This is a genomic window from uncultured Subdoligranulum sp. (assembly GCF_963931595.1).
Lineage (GTDB): Bacteria > Bacillota > Clostridia > Oscillospirales > Ruminococcaceae > Gemmiger.
In genome coordinates, this window is the sequence record NZ_OZ007030.1 from 1,878,090 (window position 1) to 1,903,566 (window position 25,477).

Here is a 25,477-nt window from a genome sequence, read left to right on the forward strand (position 1 = left end):
GGTGCTGATCAGATCGTTTCGTGGAGGTGCTCCTGCCCGGGGTGGTAGACCGGCAGCGTGATGCTCACCGTCGTGCCCTGCCCCAGGGTGGAGGCAATATCCACCTTGCCGCCCAGCGCCTGGACGATCTCGTCCACCACCGCCAGGCCGATGCCCGATCCGCGCACCGCATTTTTGGCTTTGAAAAATTTTTGCTTGACCTTGTCCAGGTCCTCCGGGGCGATACCCCGGCCCTGGTCCCGGATGGCCGCCGTCACCGTCTCCGCCGTGCGGGAGATGGTCAGGAAGATCGTCCCGCCGGGATCGGAGTACTTGATGGCGTTGTCAAAGATATTGACGAAGACCTGCCGCAGCCGGGCCGGGTCGGCCCATACCGGGTAGGGTTCGGGCGGTTCCTCGTAGACGAACTGCAGCCCCTCCTGCTGGATGCGCGCCTCCACAAAGAGCGCCGCGTCGGTGGCCTCCGCCACCAGGTCCAGCACCTCGCAGTGGAGCTGGATGCCGTTCTGCAAACGGGAGAAGTCCAGCAGTTCCTCCACCATGGTGTACAGGCGGTCGGTCTCGGTGCCGATGATGGCCAGGCCCCGGCGATAGTTCTCGTCGGTGGGGTCATGGATGTTCTCGATGGTTTCCACCCAGCCCTTGATGGAGGTCAGCGGCGTGCGCAGTTCGTGGCTCACCGAGGAGATGAACTCGTTTTTCAGACGGTCGGTCTCGGCCAGGTCCTCCGCCATCTGGTTGATGGTGCCGCACAGCCGTCCGATCTCGTCGTTGTACTTGGTGTCCGGCAGCCGGGCCTGGAGATCTCCCCGGGCAATGCGGGTGGCGGTGGCCTCCACCTCCCCCAGCGGCCGCACAATGGAGCGCACAAAGAACAGCCCGCTCCACAGCATGAGCAGAAAAGCCAGCGCACCGATGCCCGCCGAGGCCACCACATACCGTCCCCACTGCCGGTCCACCAGCGTCAGACTGGTGACCATCCGCATGGCGGCAATGTTGCCCGCCGCGTAGGGCACCAGGGCGGTGACCGCCATGACCCGCTCGCCCTGGGGGGTGGTGAAGATGGTATGGCCCATGCCGCTGGACGAGGTGAGAGCCTGGGCAAAGTCCGTCCCGTTGGTCAGGTCCTGGGTCATGGTGCCGCTGCTGGTGGACAGGATGACCCCCTGGGCGTCCAGCAGCATGAATTCAAATTTGTCCTTTTCCTCGAACTGTTCCACCGTGCGGCGCAGCGCCTGTCCGCGGCTTTCCGCCGTTTCCAGGCTGTCCCCCGCCGTGCCGGTGGCCTGCAGACGGCCCGCAATGGTGGAGAAGCGGTTTTCAATGGCGCGCTGCACCCCGCCGTACAGTTCCCGGTAGCTGTTGTAGAGGAAGATCGCTTCGGCCGCGAACAGCACCAGCACCATGATGAGCAGACTGCCCTTGATCCAGCGCTGGATGATGCTGGTCTTTGCCATCGCCCGTTCCCCTTTCCGGCACCGCCGTGCCCGTTGTTATGATCCGCCGGTCTATCAGGGATTCCAGCGGTAGCCGTATCCCCATACGGTCAGGATGTGCTGCGGATTGCTGGGTTCATCCTCGATCTTCATCCGCAGACGGCGGATGTTGACATCCACGATCTTCACATCGCCGAAATAGTTCTCGCCCCAGACCCCTTCCAGGATTTTCTCCCGCACCAGGGCCGTGGCCGGGTTGCGGAAAAACAGTTCCATGATCTGGAACTCCACCTGGGTCAGGTCGATGGGCTTGCCGGCCTTGTAGAGCACCCGGCTCTTCTCGTCCAGCACAAAGGGGCCGCTGACCAGCTGCTCGGGTTCCTCGGCCGCCTTGGCGGAGGAGGCACCACGCTTGATGCGGCGGGTCAGCGCCTCCAGCCGCGCCACCAGCTCGGACACCGAGAAGGGCTTGGTGATATAATCGTCGGCGCCGATGGACAGGCCGCGGATCTTGTCGCTCTCCTGCCCCTTGGCCGACACAATGATGATGCCGATATCGTTGTCATCCCGGCGGATGGTCTCGCAAAGGCTCAGCCCGTCCATGCCGGGCAGCATGATGTCCAGCAGCGCCGCGTCACAGGGCTCGCTCTTGTGCATGAGTTCCAGCGCCCGCTCGGCACTGGGGGCTTCCAGCACTTCCCAGCCCGCCATCTTCAGGTTGAGGGCCACCATCTCCCGGATGCTGGCCTCGTCTTCCACGACCAATACTCGTTTCATACTGGGTTCCCCTTCCTCATTCCAGTCCCAGCAGAACCGTGCTGCTGGTGATGGAGTCGATACTGAGTCCGTAATAGGGTGTCACGATCCGCGCCTGCAGCTGCTGGCTGCCGATGTTGGCGATGCGCTCGTAGACTGCCGTGCCGTTGTCGGTCTCCTCCGCCGGGTCCACCACCCGCATCTCGCAGTAGACGGTGGTGCCGTCGCTGTTGCAGATCAGCCAGCCTGTCCCGCTGGGATTGCTGCGGATCAGGATGCTGCCATGCATGGATTCCGGCAAAGACATATAGAAGTTGTTCTTGGTGTCATAGATGCCGAAATGGCTGTGCCCGCCGTCGGCCCCCGCGTAGTCTTTCCACAACAGAAAGACCAGGCTCTTGTCCATGGGGGACTGCAGGTTGCCGCCGTCGTCCACCTCCACCGGGATGTCCACCGTGCCGTTGTCGTCAATGTCCCGGCTGAGCAGCTCGGTGTGGTAGCGCAGCGTGCTGCGCTGGGGGTCGCTGAGCCCCGGCGGATGGTAGGGCTGCAGGAAGCCTGTCTCCCCGTCATAGAGGATGATGTCCGACACCAGGCTGTTGTTGCCCGACCAGGCATCCATCACCAGGTACATGGCGTCGTCCCGGCCCTGCCCGGCGCTCAGCGCCGCACAGCCGCTGTAGGAGCCCTCCCCCAGGTTCAGCGTCTGGTAGGAGCGGAACTCCCCGTCCACGTTGGTCAACAGCTGCAGCGTCACGCCGCCGAACTCGGTATCGGTGGGCAGCGCAAGCACCAGGTCCTGGGTGTCCCCCTTGCCGGTGAAGTCCCCCAGCACCATCTCGCTGTAGCGGTTGCTGATGATGGTGGAGAGCTCGGTGCCGTCGTATTCGTATACCACCAGGTAGCGGTCGCCCTGGGCACTGCCGTACCCGGCCAGGATCTGCTGGCTCCGGGCGTCCCGCAGATGGGCCGCCGAGAAGGTCTCCACCTCGCTGGAAAGGCCCTCCACCGTGCGGCTGACCTGCCAGCTGTCCTCCCCGGTGGGCTCCAGCACCGCCAGAAAGACATTGGCCCCGGTGGCCGCCTCGGTATAGAGCACCGCCGCCTCCTGGGTGCCGTCGCCGTCCCAGTCGCCGAAGGCAAAGGGGGAAAGGAAATCGCCGCTGGCGGGATATTTCAGCGTGGCGCTGACGCCCAGATAGCTGTTCAGCGCCTTCTGCACCGCTGCGGTCTCGCCGGAGAGCTGGGGTGCCCGCAGCAGGGTCTCCACATCGTTGGAGGCGCTGCAGCCGCTGAGCAGCAGAAGGCCCAGCGCAAGGGCAACGATTCGGCTCTTCACGCGGCATCCCTCCCGGCATTTTTTCAACATTGATACAGCATATAGTATAACACATTCAGGGCAAGGCCGCAATGCCCAGCAGCATCAGCAGCACTCCTGCCGCCATGCCCAGCACACCGGTTTTGCGTTGAGGGCCGGTCAGGGCCGCAGGCAGCAGCTGCGCCAGCGCCACCCAAAGCATGACCCCTGCCACCAGCACCACCGTACCGTTGAGAAAGCCCGGTGTAAACCACCGCCCCAGGAAAAGCAACGCCAACAGTGCCCCCGCCGGTTCCGCCAGGCCGGAGATCAGTGCGGCCAGGGCACCCCGGGCCCGGCTGTGCAGCGCAAAGGCAAAGGGGACCGCTACCGCCAGTCCTTCGGGGATGTTATGCAGGGCGATGGCCAGCGTGGTGTGCAGCCCCAGGGCCGGGTCGGCGGTGCCGGCAAACAGGGTCAGCACCCCCTCGGGGAAGTTGTGCAGCAGCAGGGCGGTGCCGACGAGCATTGCGCTGCGCAGGGCCTCCGTGCGCGCCGGGTCCCCGGCCAGCCGCACCGCCAGATCGGTCTCGTCGGGCAGCAGCCTGCCCAGCAGGGCCGCCAGCACCATGCCGGCCCCCAGCAGTGTCAGCAGCGCCGCCCCGCAGCCCATGGGCGGCAGGTAGGCACCGTAGAAGGACAGCGCCCCGGGCACCAGGTCGGCCAGGGAAGCCGCCAGCATGACGCCCCCCGCAAAGCCGGCGCTGACGGACAGCAGTTTTTCCCCGGGACGGAACAGCGCGGCGATGAGGCCGCCCAGGCCGGTGGACAGCCCGGCCAGCGTGGTGAGCAGCAGCGGATGCATAGAAAAAGCCCCCTTGCGGTTTTTTCAAACCTATGCAAGGGAGCCGGGTGCTATACAAAATGCGCCCGCCGGAAGCGGGCGCAGAAAGGCGATTGGACCGGATCAGTAGCCGCTGCCGGACTCACCGGTGGTCAGCAGCTTGACGGCGCGGGAGGTGCCCAGGCGGTCGGCGCCCAGGTCGAGGAACTTCTCGATATCCTCCACAGTGGAGATGCCGCCCGCCGCCTTGATCTTGCAGCGGCCCTTGACGTGCTCGGCAAAGAGCTGCACATCGTGGAAGGTGGCACCGCCGGTGGAGAAACCGGTGGAAGTCTTGATGAAGTCGGCACCGGCCTCGGGCACGATGTCGCACATCTTGATCTTTTCCTCGTCGGTGAGCAGGCAGGTCTCGATGATGACCTTCAGCACCTTGTCCCCCACCGCCGCCTTGACGGCCGCGATGTCGGCGCGCACATCATCGTACTGCTTGTTCTTCAGCCAGCCGATGTTGATGACCATGTCCACCTCGGACGCGCCGTTCTCCACAGCGGTCCTGGCCTCAAAGGCCTTGCTGCGGGTGTCCATGGCGCCCAGGGGGAAGCCCACCACGCAGCACACCGGCACCCGGCCGGCCATATACTCCACCGCCTGCTTCACGTAGCAGGTGTTGATGCAGACCGACGCGCAGTGGTTGGCGATGGCCTCATCGCAGAGGGTCTGGATCTGGGGCCAGGTGGCTTCGGGCTTGAGCAGGGTGTGGTCCACCTTGCTCAGCATATATTCCTTGGTGTATTTCAACGGAAGTTGTCTCCTTTCGAGCAGTGTTTGCACAGGCGCGCCTGATGCAGGCCCAGCGCAGAAAAGACGATGGACGTGATGCCGACCGAGGCACCGATGATGCCCAGGATCAGCCCCACCAGACGGAATCCGTGACCGCGCACTTTCTTGTTCATGGCAGTTGCCTCCTTTGGGAATGGTAAAATTCAATCAACCGGCGCCGGGGATCCCGGCAGCGGTTCCAACCCTTGCGACGCCGCACAGCGGGCGGCTTCACTTCTTCTTGAAGATGAACAGTTTGCTGAACACATAATTGGAGAGGATGACGATGACCTGGCTGAACAGCTTGACGCCCATCGCCCACAGCTGGCCGTTGTCCACGGCGAAGGCCACGTGGGGCCCCACCAGCGAAACGCCGATCCAGATGATGCACTGGTCCATGATCATGGTGGCGATGCGGCAGGACACAAACTGCCCGAACTCCGCCAGCGCCGCCTTGCCGCGGTTTTCGCTGCGGAAGACGAAGGTATGGTTGGTCCAGTAGGCGAAGAGGATACAAATCACATTGTCCAGCACGTTGCCGATGCCGGCGGCAAAGCCGGTACCGAACAGCGCCTGGAAGAGCGCAAACAGCACCAGGTTCAGCAGCGTGGCCACACCGCCGAAGAACAGGTAGGCCAGCCCTTCGTAGTATTTGGTGATGAAATCTCTGATTTTTTGCATAATGTCACTTTTTGTCAACAAAAAGGGCCTGCCTGTACTGACAGGCAGGCCCCCTTACGGTTGCTAGGAAAGATTATTCGGCGCTCTCGTCCTCGTTCAGGCAAGCCTTCATGGACAGGCTGATGCGCTTGCGGTCGAAGTCGACGTTGATCAGCTTGACGCGGACCTCGTCGCCCACCTTCAGCACATCGGAAACCTTGTTGACGCGCTCGTTGCTGATCTCGCTGATGTGCACGAGACCATCGATGCCCGGCATGATGCGGACAAAGGCACCAAACTTGGTGATGGAAACCACCGGAGCGGTGAACTCGGTGCCAACGGGCACTTCGTTCTCCAGCTTGACCCAAGGATTGTCCTCTTCCTTCTTGTAGCCCAGGGAGACCTTCTGGTTCTCGGGATCGTAGCTCTTGACGTAGACTTCGATCTCGTCGCCCACGTTGACAACCTCAGAGGGATGCTTGATGTTGGACCAGCTCAGCTCGCTGATGTGGCACAGGCCGTCCACACCGCCGATGTCCACGAAGGCGCCGTAGGAAGTCAGGCTCTTGACAACGCCCTTGTACTTCTTGCCGACCTCGACGTTGGCCCAGAATTCCTCGCGCTTGGCCTTGTTGGCCTCTGCGGTCACCTTGTTGATGCTGCCCACGATCTTGCGGCCGGCACACTCGGTGATGACCAGCTTGACATGCTGGCCCACCAGCTTGGTGTAGTCCTCGTCACGGCGCATGGTGGCCTGAGAACGGGGCACGAAGACGCGCACGCCCTTCACGTTGACAACCACGCCACCCTTGTTGGCTTCCATGACATCGCCTTCCATGACGGTGCCGTTCTCGGCAGCCTCGGCGACATCCTTCATGCCCTTCTGGGCCTCGAAACGGACACGGGACAGAGTATCCACGCCTTCCTGGTCGTTGGTCTTCACAACCACCAGATCCAGCTCGTCATCTACCTTAACAAGGTCTTCCATCTTGGCGTTGGGGTCATGGCTCATCTCACGCAGCGTCACAACGCCGGTGTGCTTGGAGCCATCGATGCCGACGACACATTCCGTCGGGGAAACGCTGATGACCTTGGCTTTTACGATCTTACCTGCATACAGGGGTTTTGCTTCGGATGCGGCGAGCATCTCCTCAAAACTCATGTCGTCACGGATCTCTTCACTCATACTGTTAAGTACCTCCTCAATTATAGACGAAGGCGTTGAAGCCCCGGCCGTCACGCCCACCGTTTCGGCACCGGCCAGCCATGCAGGGTCGAGTTCATCAGCAGTCTCGACGTTGATGGCGGTGGTATGCCTGGCAGCGACCTGTAACAGCTTTTGGGTATTGGAAGAATGATGACCACCAATGACGACCATACGATCGCATTTCTGGCTGAGGTCTTCCGCTTCCTGTTGCCTCGCCCACGTTGCGTTACATATTGTATCAAAAATTTCGGCTTTTGTACACTCTTTTTTTAAAAAAGCTTTGCAGCTTTCCCAACTTTCGACACGGAAGGTGGTCTGCGCCACCACGTGAATGGATTCTTGTTGCAAAAGCTCGGGCAGCAAATTTTGCAGCTCCTCCAGATTGGCAAAAACCCGCACGGATCCTGTCGCATGGCCCACAATTCCCTGCACTTCGGGGTGATTCGCATCCCCCGCCACCAGCAGAAGCGCACCTTTTTTGCCCGCCTCTGCGGCCAATTTATGGATTTTTGCTACAAACGGGCAGGTGGCGTCGTGATACGCCAGGCCACGTGTGCTTATTTTATCATACACATTTTGCGGCACACCGTGACTTCGGATGATGACCTCGTACCCGTCGGGCACATCCTCCACCCTGTCGCAGGTCAGGGCGCCCCTGGCTTCCAGGTCCTGCACCACCTGGGGATTGTGGATCAGCGGGCCCAGCGTGGCCACGCGGCGGCCTTCCGCCAGCAGATCATAGGTCAGTTTCACGGCCCGGTCCACGCCGAAGCAGAAACCGGCCGTCTTGGCTCGGATGACTTTCATACAGTGACTCCTTGTGCAATCTTCAGGAAGCGGCGGGTCCGTCGCCCTGGGTCAGCGGCTTTACGGAATCGGCCGGGGCGGCCGGTTCCTGCCCGGGATAGGGCTCGAAGGCATTTTCCTCCAGCAGCGTTTCCAGCGCCGTCTTCAGTTTGCTCTTCATGTGGCGCAGCGCCGTGACCTTGTGGCCGGCATCGGTGATCTGCAGCTCGGCGGCGGGAATGGCCGGGCCGAACACCACCCGGATGCGGCAGAAGGGCCGCAGTTTGCCGTCCCTGGTGTGGTAGATGATGCGGCAGGGCAGCATATCAGCCCCCGCCGAGGCGGCAATGACGAAGGCTCCACTCTTGAGTATGCCCAGTTTTCCGTTTTTTGTGCGGGTACCTTCGGGGAAAATCAGCACGCCGGTACCGCGGCGGCAGGCCGAGGTGACCCGGTCAATGGTGGCGGTATCGCCCTTGCCCCGCTCGATGGACACCGCCCCCATGCAGCGCAGGAACCAGCCGATGAAGGGATTCACGAAGAGTTCCTCCTTGGCGAGCACGCACATGCGGCGCCAGTCCATGACGGCAATGGCAATGAACACCGGGTCCAGATTGGCGATATGGTTGGAGGCGATCACAAAGGCACGGCCGTCGTGCACGGCCTTGTAGTGTTCCAGGCCGATGACCTCGATGCGCCAGACAAACCGCGCAAGCACCCAGACGATGGGCAGAATGATCCAATACAGCAGCATGTGCGGCCTCCCAATTCAGATGTGTTCGAGGATCGTGCGCTTGAGCAGCGCAAAACTCTGGTCGAAATCAATGTCGCTGGTGTCCACCAGAATGGCGTCCTCCGCCTGCTTCAGCGGCGCGATCTCCCGGTGGGTGTCCTGGTAATCCCGCTGGCGGATGTCGGCCAGCACCGTCTCATAGTCGGCGGGCTGCCCCTTTTCCTCCAGCTCCTTGCGGCGGCGCTGGGCCCGGGCCTCGGCACTGGCGGTCAGGAAGATCTTCACGGTGGCATCGGGCAGCACCACCGTGCCGATATCCCGGCCGTCCATCAGCACGTTCTGGTTGGCGGCCAGGCTGCGCTGGGTGTCCAGCAGGAAGGCCCGCACCGGCGGCAGCGCCGACACCGCCGACGCCGCCATGCCGATGGCCTCGGCGCGGATGGCCTCGCTCACGTCCTCCCCGTTCAGGTAGACGTGCTGTGTGCCGTCCTCCAGGCGGATATCCAGCGTGATGGCGGGCAGCAGCGCCGCCACCGCCTCCGCGCTGTGCAGGTCAGCCCCCTGCCGCGTGGCGTACAGGCCGATGGCGCGGTACATGGCGCCGGTATCCACATAGACATACCCCAGGTCCGCGGCCAGCCGTTTGGCCAGGCTGGACTTGCCGGCCCCCGAGGGACCGTCGATGGCAACAGAAATCATGGAAAACACCTCATATTCTATTCTTGACGGGCCCAACGCCCGGTATCACATCTTATTCAGCCGCCACGGCGCGCACCGCCGCCTGGGCCGTGGACCAGGCGATCTGCAGGTTGTAGCCGCCGGTGCGGGCATCCACGTCCAGCACCTCTCCGGCGAAGTACAGCCCGGCACAGCACTTGCTGGCCATGGTTTTGGGGTCCACTTCCCGCACGTCCACGCCGCCCGCCGTGACCACGGCGTGTTCCCGGTCGCCCAGGGCGGAGACGGGCACCGCCCAGTGCTTGCACAGATGCACCAGCGCCTGTTTCTGCTCTTTGGTGATCTGGGCCGCCCGGGTAGTGGGGTCCACGCCCCACTTTTCCACCGCCACGGGCCGCATGGAGTGGGGCAGCAGCTTTTCCAGCGCCCCCTGGGCACTGTGGCCGCCCAGGGCGGCAAAGTCCCGGGTGAGGCGGTCGTAGAGTGTCTTTTCGTCCAGCGCCGGTTTGAGGTCAAACTCGCAGACATACCGATGCCGGGCCAGGTCCTCGATATAGGTGCTGGCCGACAGCACCAGCGGCCCCGACAGGCCGAAGTGGGTGAACAGCGCTTCCCCCTGCTCGGAGAACAGTGGTTTGCCGTCACAGAGCAGCGTCAGTTTCACGTTGCGCAGCGAGAGGCCCATCATCTTGCGGCAGGCCGGGTCGGGGCTGACCAGGCTGCACAGGCTGGGCTGGGGCGGCACAATGGTGTGCCCCGCCTGTTCGGCCAGGCGGTAACCGCTGCCGTCGCTGCCGGTGACCGGGTAGCTGATGCCGCCGGTGGCGATCAGCGTGGCCGATGCCGTCAGGGTCTGGCCGCGGTCGGTCACTGCGCCCTTGCAGACGCCGTCCTCCATCAGCAGCTTTCTGGCGCTGCCCCGCAGGAATTCGGCGTCCCGGGCGTAGCTGCGCAGCGCCGCCAGAATGTCGGCCGCCCGGTCACTTTGCGGAAAGACCCGGCGTCCCCGCTCGGTCTTGAGGGGCACGCCCAGGGATTCAAACAGCTCCATAGTGGCCGCCGGCGGAAAGGCGTAGAGACTGGAATAGAGGAACCGCCCGTTGTGGCGCACGTAGGGTAAAAATTCCCGCACGTCGCTGTCGCTGGTGACGTTGCAGCGGCCCTTGCCGGTGATGAGCAGTTTCTGGCCGGGGCCTTTGGGGTTGTGTTCCAGCACGGTGACCCGCAGCCCGCGGGCACAGGCAGCCCCCGCCGCCATCAGGCCGGCAGCACCGCCCCCGATGATCAACAGATCGGTCATGCAGTGATCTCCTTTCCCCGGTGGGGTCTGCCCCACGCCGCCACCGACACAAAGGCATAGAGCAAAAACAGCGGATGCACCGTGGCCAGATACATGGTGCTGGTGCCGATGCCGAAGCTGGAAACCTCCACAAAGGCAATCATGGCGCAGCGCAGCAGCGCTATGCCCAGGATGCCCAGAAGCAGCAGCCAGGGCATCACTTTGTGGGCAGCGGGGTCGTGCAGCACCCGGGGCAGCGCCCCGAAATGGCAGACCAGTCCCGCCAGCAGCGCCAGCCACAGCAGCGCCCGGTAGACCCAGGCGATGGCCTCCATGCAGGCAAAGGCCAGCTTCTGCCAGGGGCCGTAGTAGGGGGTGTCCTTGCCCGCCTCGGCAGCATTGTTGAAGCCGCAGTGCAGGTAGTCCGACCACCGGGCGATATCCTCCTCGGTGCCGATGGACCGCAGCGTCTCGTAAGGGGCGCAGTCCGCAAAGGTCACCACATGGACGATGCCGCGCACCGTCTCGGCCAGGGTGGGCGCCACGTAGGACGCCTTGATGGGCTGGCTGGTGGCCGCCCGACGGCCGGTGCGGCTGGGCAGCGTGCCGTCGTCGCAGGCCGCGTTGATGGCATCGGCCACCTGCTGCCAGTAGGCTGCCGCCTTCTGGGGTGTGTCGTAGATGCCCTCATACTGGGCGGCGCGGCGGATGGCCCAGTAAAAGCTGCCCGCCCGGTAGTCGTCCAGCTGGGGGTCACGGAAATCGTTCTGCATCTGGGGGTCTTCCTCCAGCCAGTAGGCTAGCGGTTCCAGCTCCGGCACCGCCTCGTAGATTCTGGCCCGGGCATCGGCGGGCACCGAGAGCAGCGGTTCCTCGCTGTCGGTATCCACCCGCATCATGGCGCCCATGGCCGCCGCAAAGGACCCCTCCGAGAAGTCCGAGAGAGCAAACACCCCGTAGTGGCTGTAATTGAGGGTACAGAAGGAGAGCACCGCCGCGGCCAGCACTCCGTAGGGCAGCAACTGTCCCAGGCAGCTGCGCCACCGGCGGGCGCGGACCAGCACCACCAGCATGATAAGGGTGGCCGCCACCGAAAAGGGCAGCAGGAACAACCCGGCGTCCTCCCGGTCCAGATAGGCGCAGCCCAGCCCCACCCCGGCTGCCAGCAGCCAGGGCCAGAGGCGGATCTTTTCATCGGCGGGCCGTACCATCCGCAGTGCCGCCCCCGCCATGCCGGCAAAGAATCCCAGGCAGAGGGCCGGGAAGATGTTGTCCCGGTAGACCCGCAGCGTGTAGGCCGCCCAGCTGGAAGGCAGGAAGGCCAGCAACGCAAACAAGGCCAGCGTATAGAGGCGGGCCGCCTGTTTTTGGCGCCACAGCGGCGAAAAGGCGAAGGCCGCCAGCAGCGACGCGGCGCACCACAGCCCTGCCCCCGCCACCAGGTAGGGCAGGTGCAGCGCATGAAGCAATGCCGCCCACACCGGGAAGAACATGGCCTTGGAGAGGGTGAGATAGTCGTAGGAACCCAGCCACTCCCCTGCCGAGACGGCGTTGGCCGCGCGGAACATCAGTTCATCGTCCAGCGGGGCGCCGCCCACCCAAGTATATGCCTGCTGAAAGCCGGTGAGTGTGCAGCGCAAACACACCAGCAGTGCGACGCACAGCCAGAAGGCGCGGGGGCTCAGTTGCAGGGGTCGTTTCTTCATTTTTGCAGCTTCTCGATGCTTTCCACAAGGTATTTCTGCTGTTGGAAGGTCAGGTCCAGCAGCAGGGAGAGATACTTGACCACGATGGTCAGCACGGCGAACAGACCGGCAAACCCCACCGTGATGACGAACATGGTGGTGGTCCAGCCGGCCACCGGGTGGCCGGTGAAGAAGATCACCAGGGTATACAGCAGTTCGGCCAGCGCCAGCACCAGCATGCACAGCGTAATGCCCATGCTGGCCCTGAAGCCCGCGTCGGTGTAGAGGGCCAGGCTGTCCAGGGCCAGCCGGAACCGGCCGGGATGCTTTTCGGTCATCCGGCCGTCAAACACCAGATCGGCCATTTTGAGACCGGAAGCCGCATAGGCCGCCTTACGGTAGGGCAGGTGAGCGCTGGTGGCGTGCACCCGATTGATGGCCCGACGGCTGACCAGCCGGAAGGCATCGGTGCGCAGCCGGTAGGGCGAATGGGAGTTGGCGTTGAAAATTTTGTAGAAGAGGCGGCTGGCGCCGCTGCGGGTGGCGCGCGGGCAGACCGACACGATGTCGTTGCCCTGCAGCGCCGTGCGGTAGGCCTCGAAGATGCAGCTGACCGGGTAGGGCATCCCGGTGGAGTCAAATTCATAGACATAGTCGCCGATGGCCGCATCCAGCCCGGCGTTCATGGCGTTTTCCAGCCCATGGTAGAGGCTCATGTGCACGATGGTCAGCGGTGCGGCCTGTTCCTTGCCCCAGGCGCGCAGGCTTTCCACCGTGTCGTCGCTGCAGGCGTCGTCCACCGCGATCAGCTCATACTGGGCAAAGTGGGCGTCCAGTTCCGCGGCCACCGCACGGCAGAATTCCGCGGCCCGGGCGCCGTCGTTGTGCAGATAGACGACAGCTGAAATGAAGTTTTTCTCTTTGGTATTCACAGTTCCAGCACCTCGTCCAAATCGTATACCGTGTTGATCTTGCCAGACAGCACACTGACCAGTTTGGGCTCCTCGCTCATCACCCGGATCACCGTGGGCCGGGAGTCGTCGATCTCGCTGGCCTTCAGGATGGGCTTCATGCTGAACAGGCTGCTGTGGTAGGCAAAACCGTATTCCTCTTTCAGGTATTTCCGGGCCAGCTGGCTCATGTAGGGCCAGGCGCTCACCGGCTTGGCCGGGCACTCGTTACAGTTATAGAGGTTGCCCGGCCCACAGCGGCCGCCGCTCTGCTGCTGGCAGGGGAAGGTGGCCACACTATCATAGCTGGTCTCGTGGGGGGTGAAGGTCACGCTGGTCAGGCTGTGCAGCCCCGTCTGCCCGAAGGGCATCAGGCTGAAAAAGGGCCCGTCCATCACGGTGATGCCGGTGTGCTTCAGCCGCTCGTCCGCCGTGCAGAGGATGATCTCGCACTTTTCGTACTTGATCTGGAAGGGCGGCAGCCCCAGCATGGCGTGCACATCGTTGACCCCCGCATAGGTGGCGTTGAGCAGATAGGGCGCCTCGGCGGTGATCTCCCCCGCCGTCACCCGCCACACCGAACCGGCCTGCTGGATGCGTTCCGGCTTGTGGCTGTACACCACTTCCACGTTGGGCAGCTTCGCCAGCTGTTCCAGAAACCATTTTTTCAGCACCTGGGCGTCGTAGGTGTACTCGGTGGTCAGGAAGGCGCCGTCACAGAGGCCGGGGTTGAAGTATTTGGTGGGGGCCACGTCATCGCAGCGGATACCCGCCGCGGCGCAGAACCGGCGGAAGGCCTCCGCGTTGGTCCAGGAGAAGTGGGCGCTGGTGGCGTAGATCTGGTCAAACTCGGTGTGCAGGCAGAAGCCGTAGTCCCGGCAGAAGCGCTGAAAATAGTGGGCGCTCTTGATGGCCGTGGAGTAGCTGCGGGGATAGTGATATCCCATGTGCACACGGGCCTGGTTGATGTAGGTGGCCCGCATGAAGGGTGCGGGGTCCCGCTCCAGCACCAGCACCCGCTGGCCGGCAGCGCCGCATTTCTGCGCCGCGTACAGGCCGTAGAGGCCGGCGCCCAGGATGATCTTATCGTAGGTCATGCAAGATCCTTTCCGCTGCGCGGACCTTTGGGGATCCGACGCAGAACAACCGGTAGCAGTTCCGTCCGGGTAGGGTGGCTGATCAGGAAAAACGAACGGCTGTTTCCCTTTCGCCCCCCCGTCTTCCCTGACGGGATGTTACGGGTTGTACTTGCCCGCCATGGCGGCCAGCAGGATCTTCAAAAGATCGCTGTTGCCCTTGAAGCCGGTGATCTTGGTGGGCATTTTGCCGGTGGCGGGATAGGCCCGGGTCACCGGCACCTCGCAGGCGCGCAGCCCCAGCTGGGTGGCGCGGATGCTCAGGTAGGCCAGCAGCTCATACCCCTGGAAAACGTCCCGCAGCGGACGTACCTCGGGGTGGGTCAGGTATTCCCGGCTGTAGGCCCGATAGGCGTTGGTGGTATCGGTGAACCACTGGCGGGCCGCCAGGCTGACCAGCGGCGCGTGGATAAGCCGCACCGCCGCGTAGCGCACAAGGGGCGTGTTGATGGCATGCCCGCCCCGGCGGAACCGGCTGCCCTGGACCAGGTCGTACCCGGCCTGCAGTTTTTCGATGAAGCGGGGTACGTCCTCGATGGAGTCCTTGTTGTTGCCGTCGATGGTCAGCACCCCTTTATAGCCCCGGTTCAGCGCAAAATAGATGCCCATCCGCAGCTGGGCGCCCTGTTTGCCGGGGCCCGTCTTGGTGAGCAGCGTGTTCACGCCGTACAGCCCCAGCGTGTCCGGCTTCATGCTGCCGTCGGTGGAACCGCCGTCGCAGATCACAATGTCGCACAGCTTGTCCACCCCGGCCCGCTGGGCACGGCCCAGTTCGGTCAGGATGCGGGCGCCTTCGTTGATGACGGGGATCAGCAGGCAGTAGTCGCTCCGCTTTGCCTCCAGTTCGGCGGCGCGGTAATCCGGCACGCCGGTGAGGTCATGGCGTTCATATTCGATCATGCAAAAACCTCCGCAACGTAATCCAGCGTGCGCCGGACGGTGTCCAGGTCGGTGTTGGCCATCTCCACCGAGACATAGCCCCGGTAGCCCACGGCCCCCAGCAGCAGCGCCAGTTCCTTGTGTTCGGGGCGTTTCTGGATGGGAGCCAGGCCCGGCTCGCTGATATGCACATGGCTCACATACTGCAGGTCATTCACGAAGTCCTGCAGATGCTCCCCCTGGGCCAGCATGGTGGACAGGTCCAGATTCACGGCCAGGCCGGGATTGTCCAGCCGTTTGACCAGGGCAAAGGCCTCGGCCGTGCCGTTGAGATAGTTGGTGTAGACCGGCGGGTTGGCCTCAATGGCCAGCCGCACGCCGTACCGCGCCGCCAGATTGCCCGCCTGCATAAAGAAGGATTCCGCCAGGGCATCGTCGGCGCCCAGCGGCCGCATCCGGTTCTTGGGGCAGCCGAAGACCAGCGACGGGCAGTTCAGGCTGTGGGCAAACTGGAACGCCCCCGCCGTGTAGTTCAGCAGCTCCTCGCTCTGGGCCGCATCAAAAATATTGCCCTGCTGCCCGTACCAGATACTCTGCAGGCTGGGCACCTCGAAGCCCCAGCGGTTTTTCAGGTAGCCGCCGAAGAGGAGGGCGGAGGTCAGGTTGTCGTAGGGCTGTGCCGGGAAAATCCGGGTGGGCGCAATCTCCAGGCCGGTGAACCCGGCCTGCTGCATCGCGGTGTAGACCGCCTCATCGTCGTTTTTATGCCATGCAATGTTGGAGATGGCCAGCTTACATACGGGCATCGTCCCGCTCCTTTCCCGGCTGCAAAAAGTTCCGTATATCGTCCAGTTCCTGCGCTTCGGTGCAAAGATAGTTTCCGCTGCCGCCCAGCAGCCCGGCGTACTTGCTGTGCAGGTCGTAGTCAAAGGGAGCCTTGGGCAGTTCGTTGTGCCAGTCGGTTTTGCCGGTCACCGCCGTGTACACCGTTTCTGCCGGGATGGGCGGTGTGCAGAGGTGCAGCAGCCGCAGCCCGGCCTCCCGGGCAGTGCAAATATCCTGCCACAGGCGGCCCAGGTTGTAGAACTGGTACCGGCTGCGGGAATCGGTGAAAGCCAGGGCATTGAAGTCGTTGCCCGCGAAGAAGGCCCGCAGTGCCCCGGCATCCACGGTGCCGTTAAGCTTGTAAAAGCCGTTGTCCGCCAGGGTGTAACCATCCCGCACCAGCGCCGATTTCCGGGAAAGTTCTTCGTACTTTTCCGGCTTGAGCATGGACGGCGTGATGGTACGCAGATCGTACAGGAAGTTTTTCTTGAGGCCTTTGCCGTAGAGGGCGGGCAGCCGCACGATGAGGGCTTCAGGGAAATCCTCCCGCACCCAGCGCTCCAGCTGCAGCCGGTTGCGGCCGTAGGCCGAAAGGTTTTCGGTACCGGGTTCGTCGTCCTCGTTTTTGCCGCGGCTGTCGGCATAGACGGCGATGCTGGAGATGAGCACCAGCTCTTTCGGCGCGATGCGGCGCAGGTTTTCCCGGGCGGCGGCCATGACGGCCAGGTCCGCCTCGGGGTCGGCATTGGCCAGAAACATGGCCGCCGGCACCCCCGCATAGACACACAGGTCAGGTGCGGTGCCGTACCGGGCGGCCACATCCTTGCTGTGGCACACCGCCGTAAAATCGTGGGCGGCCATCAGGTTGCCGCCCACAAAACCGGTGGAGCCCACCAGAAGATCGCTGCACACACACTTCGCCCCATTTCTACATATTCATACAGAATGCATTATACCCGATTATCGTACAAAAAGCAACGCCCCGCGTTGTTTCCAACACGGGGCGAAGGCTTATTTTTGACAAATGTTTATAAATTGACTGATGATCGACAGCCCCACCGGGCCGGATTTTTCGGGATGGAACTGGCACCCCACCACCGAACCGTGGGCCGCCACCGCACAGACGTTCCGTCCGCCGTAGCGGGTATCGGCCAGGCGGTCCGCCTCATGGGCAGGCTTGGCCTCGTAGCTGTGGATGAAGTAGCACTCCTGGCCGGGAGTGACCCCCGCCAGCACGGTGCCGGCGAAGTCGGTATGGCCGCCCGCCGGGAGCAGCGGGTCCCAGCTGATGTGGGGCACCTTCTGAGGGTTTCCCTGCGCATCGGTGTCGGGAATTTTTACCACCCGGCCGGGGATCAGGCCCAGGCCCGGGTAGGTGCCGAACTCTTCGGATTCATCAAAAAGCATCTGCATACCAAGGCAGATGCCCAGCAGCGGTGTTCCCTCCGCGGCCTTCTGGCGGATGACTTCCACCAGGCCCAGCCGTTCCAGGCCGGCCATGCCGTCCCGGAAGGCGCCCACACCGGGCAGTACCAGGGCTTCGGCGGCACGCACATCCGCCGCGCTGCTGGTCAGCAGCGTCTCGGCCCCGCAGTGGGCAAAGGCATTCTGCACGCTGCGCAGGTTGGACAGCCCGTAGTCAATTACCGTGACTTTCATACGCTGCGCACCTCCACGCCTCCGTCCCGGATCTCCTCTTTCAGTTCCGGGACGGTTTCCTTTTCATAATGCAGTACCGCCGCACACGCCACTGCATCGGCCCCCGCACGGGCCGCCTCCACGATGTCATCGCCGCAGCCCACACCGCCGCCGCAGATGACCGGGATATGCACCGCGCTGGTCACCGCCTGGATCAGGTCCAGGTCCATGCCGCGCTGGAGTCCTTCGTTGTCCACGCTCATGAGCAGGATCTCCCCTGCCCCCAGCGCCTCGCCGCGCTTGGCCCACTCCACCACGTCGTAACCCGAATGGGCACGGCCGTTGTCGTAGTAGGCCTCCCACTTGCCGGGCCAGGTCCGGCTGCGCTTGGCCTGGATGGACAGCACCATGCACTGGCTGCCGAAGGCCTCGGCGATCTCGGTGATGAGTTCGGGGCGCTTGATGGCCGCCGTGTTCACCGCCACCTTGTCGGCGCCCATGGAGAGCAGGTGCCGCACGTCTTCCACGCTGCGCACGCCGCCGCCCACGCAGACCGGGATGAAGACATCATCCACCGTCTTGCGCACGATGTCGCTGAGGTTGTTGCGGTTGTACAGGCTGGCCACAATGTCGATGTAGAGCAGTTCATCGATGCCCTGCTCGTAGTAGCGCTTGGCGAACTGGTTGGGGTCGCCAAGCTTGCGCAGCCCTTCCATCTGGATGCCCTTGACCAGGTTGGTGTCTTTCACATCCAGCCGCGCGATCAGGCGTATTTTATCTGCCATGTGTTTGCCTCCGATTGAAAGGGATCAGATCTCGTGGTGGGTACCCTTGGGATCGCCCCAGAGTACTTCGCTGTCGCCCTCGTAGGGGGTGTGACGCAGCTTCCACATGTTGTCCTCCCACTTCCACAGGTGGGGCGAACGGAACCGGTCGGCCAGGTGCATGAAGTAGGCCCGGTCCATCTTGGGCTGCTCGAACAGCTGGGACGCATGGGGGAAGTGCTGCTTGTCGATGGAGAGATACTGCATGATCTCCTTCTCGAAGCGGTCGGGATACTCACCGTCGAACTTCTTGCACAGCGCCTTGGCCTCGTCCAGGGTGATCTCCTCGTTGCGGATCTCCTGGGCGGCGTCGTAGGTGGTGCGGCCGATGCCGTACTTGATGTAGGTGGTGTAGTAGAAGAAATCGTCGATCTTGTCGTCGATGGAATTGTACTTGGAATAGGTGCCCTGGGTGCGCTCCGGCGCCGGACGGAATCCGCCGTGCTCCACCGCGTAGTAGTAGGCGCCCTGGGGATGCCACTTCTCGTAGTAGCCCAGGTAGCGCACCTGGATGTGGTTTTTCTCCAGGTTGGAAGTCTCAGAGGGCAGATAGATGGCCAGGTCGGCCTTGTCGATCTTGTAGTCCTCCTCCAGCTGGCGCAGGCTCACGCCGCCCAGATAGATGTGGTCGTAGTCGTTGACCGCGAAGAAGTGCTCGTCGCGCAGCGCCGAGTTGTTGTCGGCGATGGGGTTGCCGAACTCGGCCTCGTTTTCTCCGTAGAAGACCAGCGGAATGCCGAACTTGGCCGCCATCTTGGGCGCCAGCTGCTTCTGGCCCAGAATGAAGGGCTGGAAGGGATGGAACAGGTTCTCGGTGGCCAGACGGGTCAGCAGACGGTGGGTCATGCCGTTGGGAGTGCACAGGTAGTTGTCAAAGCCGGCATGGATCCAGGCCTGCATGTTCTCCCAGCCCCAGGGCGTGTAGAGGTGCGGCGCCCAGGTGACGGTCAGCGGATGCATGCCGTACTTGTACTTGAGCAGATGGGCCGCATAGAAGCTGTCCTTGCCGCCGGAGCCCGGCACCAGACAGTCGTAGGAGCCGTCGTTCTTGCGGTACTCATCGCACAGTTCCCGCAGCTCCTTCTCCCGCAGCGCCCAGTCGATATGGCCGTTGGCCTTGTTGTGGCAGGCATGGCAGGCGTCGCAGACACCGTCCTCCTGGATGACCATCGTCTTTTTGATGGAATGAATGGTGTGCTCGAACTCGTAGCAGGAGTTCGGCTTCTGGTTGCTCATGACGCATTCCTTGCAGAACTGCACATGCTTGGACAGGCCGTAGTAGGCCTCCAGCTGATCCTCCGGAATGTCCGGGGCGTATTTGCTGTAATCAATGTCCACGTAACGGGGTAATTTTTCCATATTTCTACACTCCAATCCGGCATTTCCAACTCCAAAAAGGCGCCGTCCGTATGGCGAAGCCAGACGGACGGCGCCTTTGCCGTTCCTGCGTATTATACCACAGCTTGCACCGTTGTGCAAGAGGGGTGTTATTTTTTGTCAGATGGTGAAGTCCAGGCAACTGCGCACCTTGGTGTAGGGGCGCACCTTGCTGTCGGCCACCGCCACGTGGGCGGGATGCACCGAGTAGGCCTTGAGGGCCGCTTCATCGCTGAAGGTGCAATCCAGCATCAGGTCCGCGGTGGAGCTGGGCAGGCAGTCGGTCTGCACATAGATGGATTCCAGGCCCGGGATCTTGCCAGCCAGTCCCTCCAGCCCTTCCTTGATGCCCGCCTTGACGGCAGCCTTTTCCTCGGCGCTCAACTCGTCCTTGAGCGTCCAGAGAATGATGTGTTTGGTCATACTTCGGTTTCCCCTTTCTGTATCAGCCCGTAGGTTCTGTACCAGGACAGCAGTTCGCTCAGCGTCAGTTTGCGGGCAAACAGCTGGCGGTAGGTGGCGGTCCTTTCCTTGCCCTGGGCCTTGAGGGCCGCCATACGCTCCGCCGTGCGGGTATATTCCGTCTCTATGGCCGCCTGCATGGCCCGGTAGGCGGCCAGTTGTTCCTGCTCGTTCATCCTTACTTCTGCGCCCAGATGGGATCCTTCAGCACCCACTCGCCGCATTCGTTCTTTTCAAACAGATCGCGGTTGTAGAACTTGTCCATGATGGCCCAGAACTCGCTTTCGGTGTAGCCGCAGAACTCGCAGAAGTCCCGCACGCACAGCGGGTCCAGCTTGCCGTCCCGGGCCTTGATGATGGGAATGGCCTCCTCCCGGGTCATCATGCCGTAGCGGATATACCGGGCGGTGTAGTCGGTGGCTGCCGCGTGACCGAACTTGGGATACTTCAGCCAGGAATGCACCAGGTAGGCGCGGGAATCGATCTGGTCGAAGTTCTCGGCATGGTGGGTGCGGTCCCACTCGTGGGTCAGGTCATGGAAGCCGTGGGCCTTGGCGATCTGGTAGTTCTTGTAGCTGTTCCAGGGCACAAAGTAGCTCATATAGAAGGGATCCAGCTTGGCCCGCTCCTCGGCGGTGGGGGCCAGCGTCAGGCTCAGGTCCTTCTCGGTGACGCCGTCGCCCACCAGCTCCTCCATGGGGAAGCCAACGGCCACGCCGTTCTCGATCTGGTCCATGGCGGAGCAGGTCTCCTCGTCGGCATTGCCGCCGTACTCGAAGCTGACGTTCTCGCCGTAGCAGAGCATGGGGGTGTTGAACTTGGCCGCCATGTGCAGCGGGAAGGTGTAGATCAGGCGGTCCACATACCAGGTGGGCTTGCCGTACTTTTCAAAGAACTTGCGCATGAGGACCTTCTGCACCTTGATGTTGGGCTTGCAGGAGATAATCGTGCAGCCGAATTCCTCGCTGAGGTTCTTCAGGTTGTGGATGCCCGCCTGGGTCATGGGGAAGTTGTCCTCCACGCTGAACAGGATGGGGTTCATATGCATGACTTCCTTGAGCATCCAGACCTGGAAGTGGCTGTCCTTGCCGCCGGACACCGCCACGGCACAGTCATAGCCGCCGGGGCCGTTCATGCCGCGGTATTTGTCGCAGAATGCTTCGAACTCCTTGAAGCGGGCATCCCAGTCCACATTCTTGCGGTGCTCGTAGTGGCGGCAGGCGCTGCACACCCCTTCGGCATCAAAGGTAATGCCGGGCCGGGTATCGGGCATCGTACATTTTTTGCAGTAGCGCATAGTGTTTCTCCTTCACTTATAACTTACAATATTTTCCTTTATGCCTGGTTACGGGCCATCTCTGCCGCTGCGTGCACGCTGGCCGCGGAATCAAAGGCAAAAATCACATATCTTCCATCATCGTAGACCTGGTCACACGCACCGTACCGGACCAGCTCCGACTCCTCGATGGGGCCATCGGTTTCGGTGTCAATCAGCAGGAACGGTTTCGCGGGGTCCGTGGTCATATGGTCCTTTTCCTGAAGCCAGTCCATTATAACATCATCGTTCAGATTGACAAGCGTCCACATTTCGATCCAACCGTCAGAGAGCCCCGTAAGGGCGTTGGCATTCCAGAATGTGGCATATCCTTCGGTATATCCCTGCTGCTCCAGCCAGTCCGCCACCACATCCATGCCTTTATGCGCCAGCAGCGGATCTTCCATCTCACGGCGCACCGTGTGCACACCGCAGACGGTAATAGCCAAAGCCAGTGCCGCTGCCGTCAGTTCCCGGGCTCCCGGCAGATGGAAGTGTTCTGTTTTCATTTCCACCGCTACCACAGCCATGCCCATCGGGATCGCCGTCATCCAATAGTATACGTTATACTCCTGAAAATACGTATAACACACGCCGCATACCAGGATCATGAAAAACAGCAACAGGGTCAACAGCTGATCCGTAGTCCTCAAAGAGCGAAGCCGCCAGAGCAGCCGTATCAGGCAGACAAACACCACCGCCCCCAGCACAAGGCCGATCCCGGTGGCAATGCCGCTGAAATGGAACAGATAAGCCCCGTTTTGGTATCCGAATTCGTGGAAGAAGTCCGCGATCACGCGATCCAGCGTAAACCAATCATCGGAGCGATTCCACGAGATGGCACTGTAGGATTTGAATTCACAAATCTTGGTCAGCACCACCGTGGTAAACAGATACCCCACAAAACTTGCCACGGCAGCGGCGACAGAACTCACCAGAACCCAGCACGCATCCGCGCTGGCCCGGATGGCCTTTTTCCAGTCTTTTTCGCCGGTGCCATGCAGCGCCAATACGCATACCACCAGTGCCGCCAGGCAGAGCGGCGCGTGGAACACCATCAGTTCCTTGATTCCGTTCACGCCGCCGGCCAATGCAAGAAGACATACGACCACCAAGAGCCGGCGCTGCATTTTCCTGTCCTTGTTCTGGCCACGCAGAATCAAAGCCAAAATCGGAAGATAGAAAAATGCATACACGAGGTAATACCCCCCATGCAGCGTATACACCAGATAATGCTGTCCGAAAGGCCACAACAGCGCCCCCGTCAGCCAAAGTCCCGCTCTACCCAGACCTGCACAGCGAGACAAGAAAAGCAGCAGCCCCGTATAGAGAGCCAGCGCCAACGCCAATCCGATGCTGCGCGCCAAATGCCAGTTATCTGGAAAGAAAATCAGCCCCAGGCGATAAAACCACTGCATCTGGAAGACAGAAATTTCCGTAGAATAAATCCAGCTTTTGCTGATGACAGCCCCCTCTTTCTGGAGAAGATCTGCCAGCATGACCTCCGCGGAAAGATCCGAGTCAACCATCCATTTTCCCGGTACCAGCTGATACCACAGATCAAACAGGTATCCGGACGCAATCCATAACCAGGGCAGGATAGTTTGAATACGACCAGACAGTTTTGTGTTCAGAACCCTCTCTATGTATCATCCCTCCCCCAGCCATTGAAGACCGTAGAATTTTCCAAATATTTATAGCCCTTATTGTACCCCATTTGCCCCGGCGGCGCAAGGGCGGCAGCGGAAAATCCGTAGTTTCCGCAAAGACACAGTCTTGCATTTTCGAGCTGCGCATTTTACAATAATGACGAGCAAGACCACATCAAACAGGAGGCGTATCCATGTCTGCATCGAAAGTATACTTCACCGATCTGCGCACCTCGTTCAACGAGAACCTGCCGCAGAAGCTGGAGCGGCTCATCAAGACCGCCGACATCGGCCAGATCGATTTCAAAAACAAATATGTCGCCATCAAGATCCATTTCGGCGAGCCCGGCAACCTGGCCTATCTGCGGCCCAACTATGCCGCGGTGGTGGTCAAGGTGGTGAAGGAACTGGGCGGCAAGCCCTTCCTGACCGACTGCAACACGCTGTATGTGGGCGGCCGCAAGAACGCGCTGGACCATCTGGACACCGCGTATGTCAACGGCTTCTCCCCCTTCTCCACCGGCTGCCATGTGATCATCGCCGACGGCCTGAAGGGCACCGACGAGGAACTGGTTCCCGTGGAGGGCGGCACCTACGTCAAGGAGGCCAAGATCGGCCGTGCCATCATGGACGCCGACATTTTCATCACGCTGTCCCACTTCAAGGGTCACGAGTCCACCGGTTTCGGCGGCACGCTGAAGAACATCGGCATGGGCTGCGGTTCCCGTGCCGGCAAGATGGAGATGCACAGCGCCGGCAAGCCCTACGTCAAGCAGGATCTCTGCGTGGGCTGCGGCCGCTGCGTCAAGATCTGCGCCCACGACGCGCCCCACATTGTGGACCACAAGTCCAGCATCGACCAGAACAAGTGCGTGGGCTGCGGCCGCTGCATCGGCGTCTGCCCCACCGACGCCGTTCGCGCCGCCGAGGATGAGAGCAACGACATCCTGAACTGCAAGATCGCCGAGTACAGCAAGGCTGTGGTCAGCGGCCGTCCCCAGTTCCATGTGAGCCTGGTCATCGACGTATCCCCCTACTGCGACTGCCACGCCGAAAACGACGTGCCCATCGTGCCCGATGTGGGCATGTTCGCCAGCTTTGACCCGGTGGCGCTGGACCAGGCCTGCGTGGACGCAGTCAACCAGCAGCCCGTCATGCCGGGCAGCCATCTGGCCGAGATGCCCCAGGAGCACCACGACCACTTCACCGATTCCAGCCCCGCCACCAACTGGAAGAGCTGCCTGGAGCACGCCGAAAAGATCGGCCTGGGCTCCCGGGAATATGAACTGATCAAGATCTGAGTTTTGTCCATAACAAACATCCTCCCGCCGCCGGATTCCTTCCGAAGGCAGGAGGATGTTTTCTTTACTCGTGTGTGCAGGCTGCGGCCGCCGCTTTTCCGGCGGCGGCGCCCACCTCGTTGTAGGCCTGCTGGTAATAGTGGTAGGAGTCCTTCATGAGGCCCCGGGCCCGCATTTGCCAGAAGTCATCGCTGACCAGCACAACACCGGGGTACTTCCCCGGCAGCGCCAGCTGGGCCTTGTGGATGGCCGTATAGTCGTATCCGTGGATGCCGTTGTACTGGCCGATGGCCACGAGGAAACAGGTCTCCACACCGTGCTTCCGCAGCCGGGCCAGCATGCTGCCGAACTGCCGGGTGTAGGTTTCGGGGTCGGTGCCGTGGTCGCCGTCCGTCTCTCCCTGGCACCATACCAGATACCGGTGCCGGATGGTCAGCCCGTGGTCCCGGGCGTACCGGTTGGCGTCATCCCACCGCTGTAGCGCATCGGTGAGCAGATCGTCATCCCCCTGCCACAGTTCCATGCCGGAGCCGCCCCGGCTTGCCGAGACGCCCAGCACCGGCGTCCCCGTTGCGGTATACCAGGCGTTGACAAAAGCCGTCACCAGGGAGCCCGTCTTTTTGCCCGGCTCGTCGATGCCGCCGGGACGGTTTTCCGCCGCGCCGAAAGGCTCCCCGATGGGGTACAACCGCGCGGGGTCGGACACCGCCCGGTATTCCATGCCCGCCCCCGGCAGCAGGGCCGGTGCAGGCTGGGGCCAGCGCTCACTGGTGATGCCCCGCCCGGCCATGTTGGACTGTCCGGCAAACAGGAAGAGATCCCAGGCTTTATTTTCCATTGCGTACCGTTCCTTTGCTGTTCTGTGTGGGGCCGGAACATTCCGGCAGCCCTATTATAGCACCTGACGGCAAAACTGCAATGCCTCCGGTTCCGGGGCCTGT

At 62.2% G+C, this 25,477-nt stretch carries 26 protein-coding genes; 1 reads left to right on the forward strand and 25 read right to left on the reverse strand.

All coding sequences use genetic code 11. From position 1 onward, the window contains the following. Positions 1-8: 8 nt before the first annotated feature. From ABGT73_RS09110 to ABGT73_RS09225, 24 genes are all read right to left on the reverse strand, one after another. Positions 9-1,457, reverse strand: coding sequence for a HAMP domain-containing sensor histidine kinase (locus ABGT73_RS09110; RefSeq protein ID WP_346669461.1), 1,449 nt, complete (start codon positions 1,455-1,457; stop codon positions 9-11). A gap of 54 nt (positions 1,458-1,511) precedes the next feature. Then, the gene (locus tag ABGT73_RS09115; protein ID WP_346669462.1) at positions 1,512-2,213 is read right to left on the reverse strand and encodes a response regulator transcription factor; all 702 of its coding nucleotides are present in this window, start codon (positions 2,211-2,213) and stop codon (positions 1,512-1,514) included. Positions 2,214-2,229: 16 nt separating this feature from the next. After that, a complete protein-coding gene (locus ABGT73_RS09120; RefSeq protein ID WP_346669463.1) occupies positions 2,230-3,531 on the reverse strand; it encodes a hypothetical protein in 1,302 nt (433 codons plus the stop codon). Positions 3,532-3,586: 55 nt separating this feature from the next. Beyond that, the gene (locus ABGT73_RS09125) at positions 3,587-4,354 is read right to left on the reverse strand and encodes a ZIP family metal transporter (protein ID WP_346669464.1); all 768 of its coding nucleotides are present in this window, start codon (positions 4,352-4,354) and stop codon (positions 3,587-3,589) included. 102 nt (positions 4,355-4,456) lie between these two features. Then, positions 4,457-5,110 (reverse strand): deoxyribose-phosphate aldolase, encoded by a 654-nt coding sequence (gene deoC, locus ABGT73_RS09130; protein WP_346670322.1) that lies wholly within the window; start codon positions 5,108-5,110, stop codon positions 4,457-4,459. Positions 5,111-5,127: 17 nt separating this feature from the next. After that, entirely contained in the window at positions 5,128-5,286 is a 159-nt protein-coding gene (locus ABGT73_RS09135; protein WP_346669465.1) for a hypothetical protein, read from the reverse strand. 97 nt (positions 5,287-5,383) lie between these two features. Further along, entirely contained in the window at positions 5,384-5,833 is a 450-nt protein-coding gene (locus ABGT73_RS09140) for a GtrA family protein (protein ID WP_346669466.1), read from the reverse strand. Positions 5,834-5,906: 73 nt separating this feature from the next. Next, on the reverse strand, positions 5,907-7,826 hold the full coding sequence (locus ABGT73_RS09145) for a bifunctional 4-hydroxy-3-methylbut-2-enyl diphosphate reductase/30S ribosomal protein S1 (RefSeq protein ID WP_346669467.1): 1,920 nt from the start codon (positions 7,824-7,826) through the stop codon (positions 5,907-5,909). 22 nt (positions 7,827-7,848) lie between these two features. Beyond that, positions 7,849-8,559: a lysophospholipid acyltransferase family protein gene (locus ABGT73_RS09150; protein ID WP_346669468.1), complete on the reverse strand. Its 711-nt coding sequence runs from the start codon at positions 8,557-8,559 to the stop codon at positions 7,849-7,851. 15 nt (positions 8,560-8,574) lie between these two features. After that, positions 8,575-9,237, reverse strand: coding sequence for a (d)CMP kinase (cmk, locus tag ABGT73_RS09155; RefSeq protein WP_346669469.1), 663 nt, complete (start codon positions 9,235-9,237; stop codon positions 8,575-8,577). Positions 9,238-9,289: 52 nt separating this feature from the next. After that, complete coding sequence (locus ABGT73_RS09160) at positions 9,290-10,516, reverse strand: NAD(P)/FAD-dependent oxidoreductase (protein ID WP_346669470.1); 1,227 nt, start codon at positions 10,514-10,516, stop codon at positions 9,290-9,292. Next, positions 10,513-12,201: a hypothetical protein gene (locus ABGT73_RS09165; protein WP_346669471.1), complete on the reverse strand. Its 1,689-nt coding sequence runs from the start codon at positions 12,199-12,201 to the stop codon at positions 10,513-10,515. The genes ABGT73_RS09160 and ABGT73_RS09165 overlap by 4 nt, the downstream gene beginning before the upstream one ends. Next, entirely contained in the window at positions 12,198-13,112 is a 915-nt protein-coding gene (locus ABGT73_RS09170) for a glycosyltransferase (RefSeq protein WP_346669472.1), read from the reverse strand. Before ABGT73_RS09170 ends, ABGT73_RS09165 begins: the two co-directional genes overlap by 4 nt. Beyond that, the gene (locus ABGT73_RS09175) at positions 13,109-14,227 is read right to left on the reverse strand and encodes an FAD-dependent oxidoreductase (protein ID WP_346669473.1); all 1,119 of its coding nucleotides are present in this window, start codon (positions 14,225-14,227) and stop codon (positions 13,109-13,111) included. Before ABGT73_RS09175 ends, ABGT73_RS09170 begins: the two co-directional genes overlap by 4 nt. Positions 14,228-14,365: 138 nt before the next feature. Continuing rightward, positions 14,366-15,166 carry a glycosyltransferase family 2 protein gene (locus ABGT73_RS09180; RefSeq protein WP_346669474.1) on the reverse strand — a complete coding sequence of 267 codons (801 nt, stop codon included), beginning with the start codon at positions 15,164-15,166 and terminating at the stop codon, positions 14,366-14,368. Further along, positions 15,163-15,951, reverse strand: a complete 789-nt coding sequence (locus tag ABGT73_RS09185) for a sugar phosphate isomerase/epimerase family protein (RefSeq protein WP_346669475.1) — start codon at positions 15,949-15,951, stop codon at positions 15,163-15,165. Before ABGT73_RS09185 ends, ABGT73_RS09180 begins: the two co-directional genes overlap by 4 nt. Further along, positions 15,938-16,882 carry a sugar nucleotide-binding protein gene (locus ABGT73_RS09190; protein ID WP_346669476.1) on the reverse strand — a complete coding sequence of 315 codons (945 nt, stop codon included), beginning with the start codon at positions 16,880-16,882 and terminating at the stop codon, positions 15,938-15,940. Before ABGT73_RS09190 ends, ABGT73_RS09185 begins: the two co-directional genes overlap by 14 nt. Positions 16,883-16,981: 99 nt before the next feature. Continuing rightward, the gene (hisH, locus tag ABGT73_RS09195; protein WP_346669477.1) at positions 16,982-17,629 is read right to left on the reverse strand and encodes an imidazole glycerol phosphate synthase subunit HisH; all 648 of its coding nucleotides are present in this window, start codon (positions 17,627-17,629) and stop codon (positions 16,982-16,984) included. After that, complete coding sequence (locus ABGT73_RS09200; RefSeq protein ID WP_346669478.1) at positions 17,626-18,393, reverse strand: imidazole glycerol phosphate synthase cyclase subunit; 768 nt, start codon at positions 18,391-18,393, stop codon at positions 17,626-17,628. Before ABGT73_RS09200 ends, hisH begins: the two co-directional genes overlap by 4 nt. A 24-nt stretch (positions 18,394-18,417) precedes the next feature. Beyond that, positions 18,418-19,791, reverse strand: a complete 1,374-nt coding sequence (locus ABGT73_RS09205; RefSeq protein ID WP_346669479.1) for an N-acetyl sugar amidotransferase — start codon at positions 19,789-19,791, stop codon at positions 18,418-18,420. Positions 19,792-19,929: 138 nt separating this feature from the next. Then, on the reverse strand, positions 19,930-20,232 hold the full coding sequence (locus tag ABGT73_RS09210; protein WP_346669480.1) for a Dabb family protein: 303 nt from the start codon (positions 20,230-20,232) through the stop codon (positions 19,930-19,932). Then, a complete protein-coding gene (locus ABGT73_RS09215; RefSeq protein ID WP_346669481.1) occupies positions 20,229-20,447 on the reverse strand; it encodes a hypothetical protein in 219 nt (72 codons plus the stop codon). The genes ABGT73_RS09210 and ABGT73_RS09215 overlap by 4 nt, the downstream gene beginning before the upstream one ends. 2 nt (positions 20,448-20,449) lie before the next feature. After that, positions 20,450-21,568 (reverse strand): N-acetyl sugar amidotransferase, encoded by a 1,119-nt coding sequence (locus tag ABGT73_RS09220; protein WP_346669482.1) that lies wholly within the window; start codon positions 21,566-21,568, stop codon positions 20,450-20,452. A gap of 38 nt (positions 21,569-21,606) precedes the next feature. Continuing rightward, positions 21,607-23,085, reverse strand: coding sequence for a hypothetical protein (locus ABGT73_RS09225; RefSeq protein ID WP_346669483.1), 1,479 nt, complete (start codon positions 23,083-23,085; stop codon positions 21,607-21,609). 344 nt (positions 23,086-23,429) lie between these two features. Here ABGT73_RS09225 and ABGT73_RS09230 point away from each other — a divergent pair, with 344 nt between their 5' ends. After that, entirely contained in the window at positions 23,430-24,536 is a 1,107-nt protein-coding gene (locus ABGT73_RS09230; protein ID WP_346669484.1) for a DUF362 domain-containing protein, read from the forward strand. Positions 24,537-24,600: 64 nt separating this feature from the next. Here the strand turns inward: ABGT73_RS09230 and ABGT73_RS09235 are convergent, their stop codons facing one another. Further along, positions 24,601-25,374, reverse strand: a complete 774-nt coding sequence (locus ABGT73_RS09235; protein WP_346669485.1) for a sialate O-acetylesterase — start codon at positions 25,372-25,374, stop codon at positions 24,601-24,603. Positions 25,375-25,477: the final 103 nt, after the last annotated feature.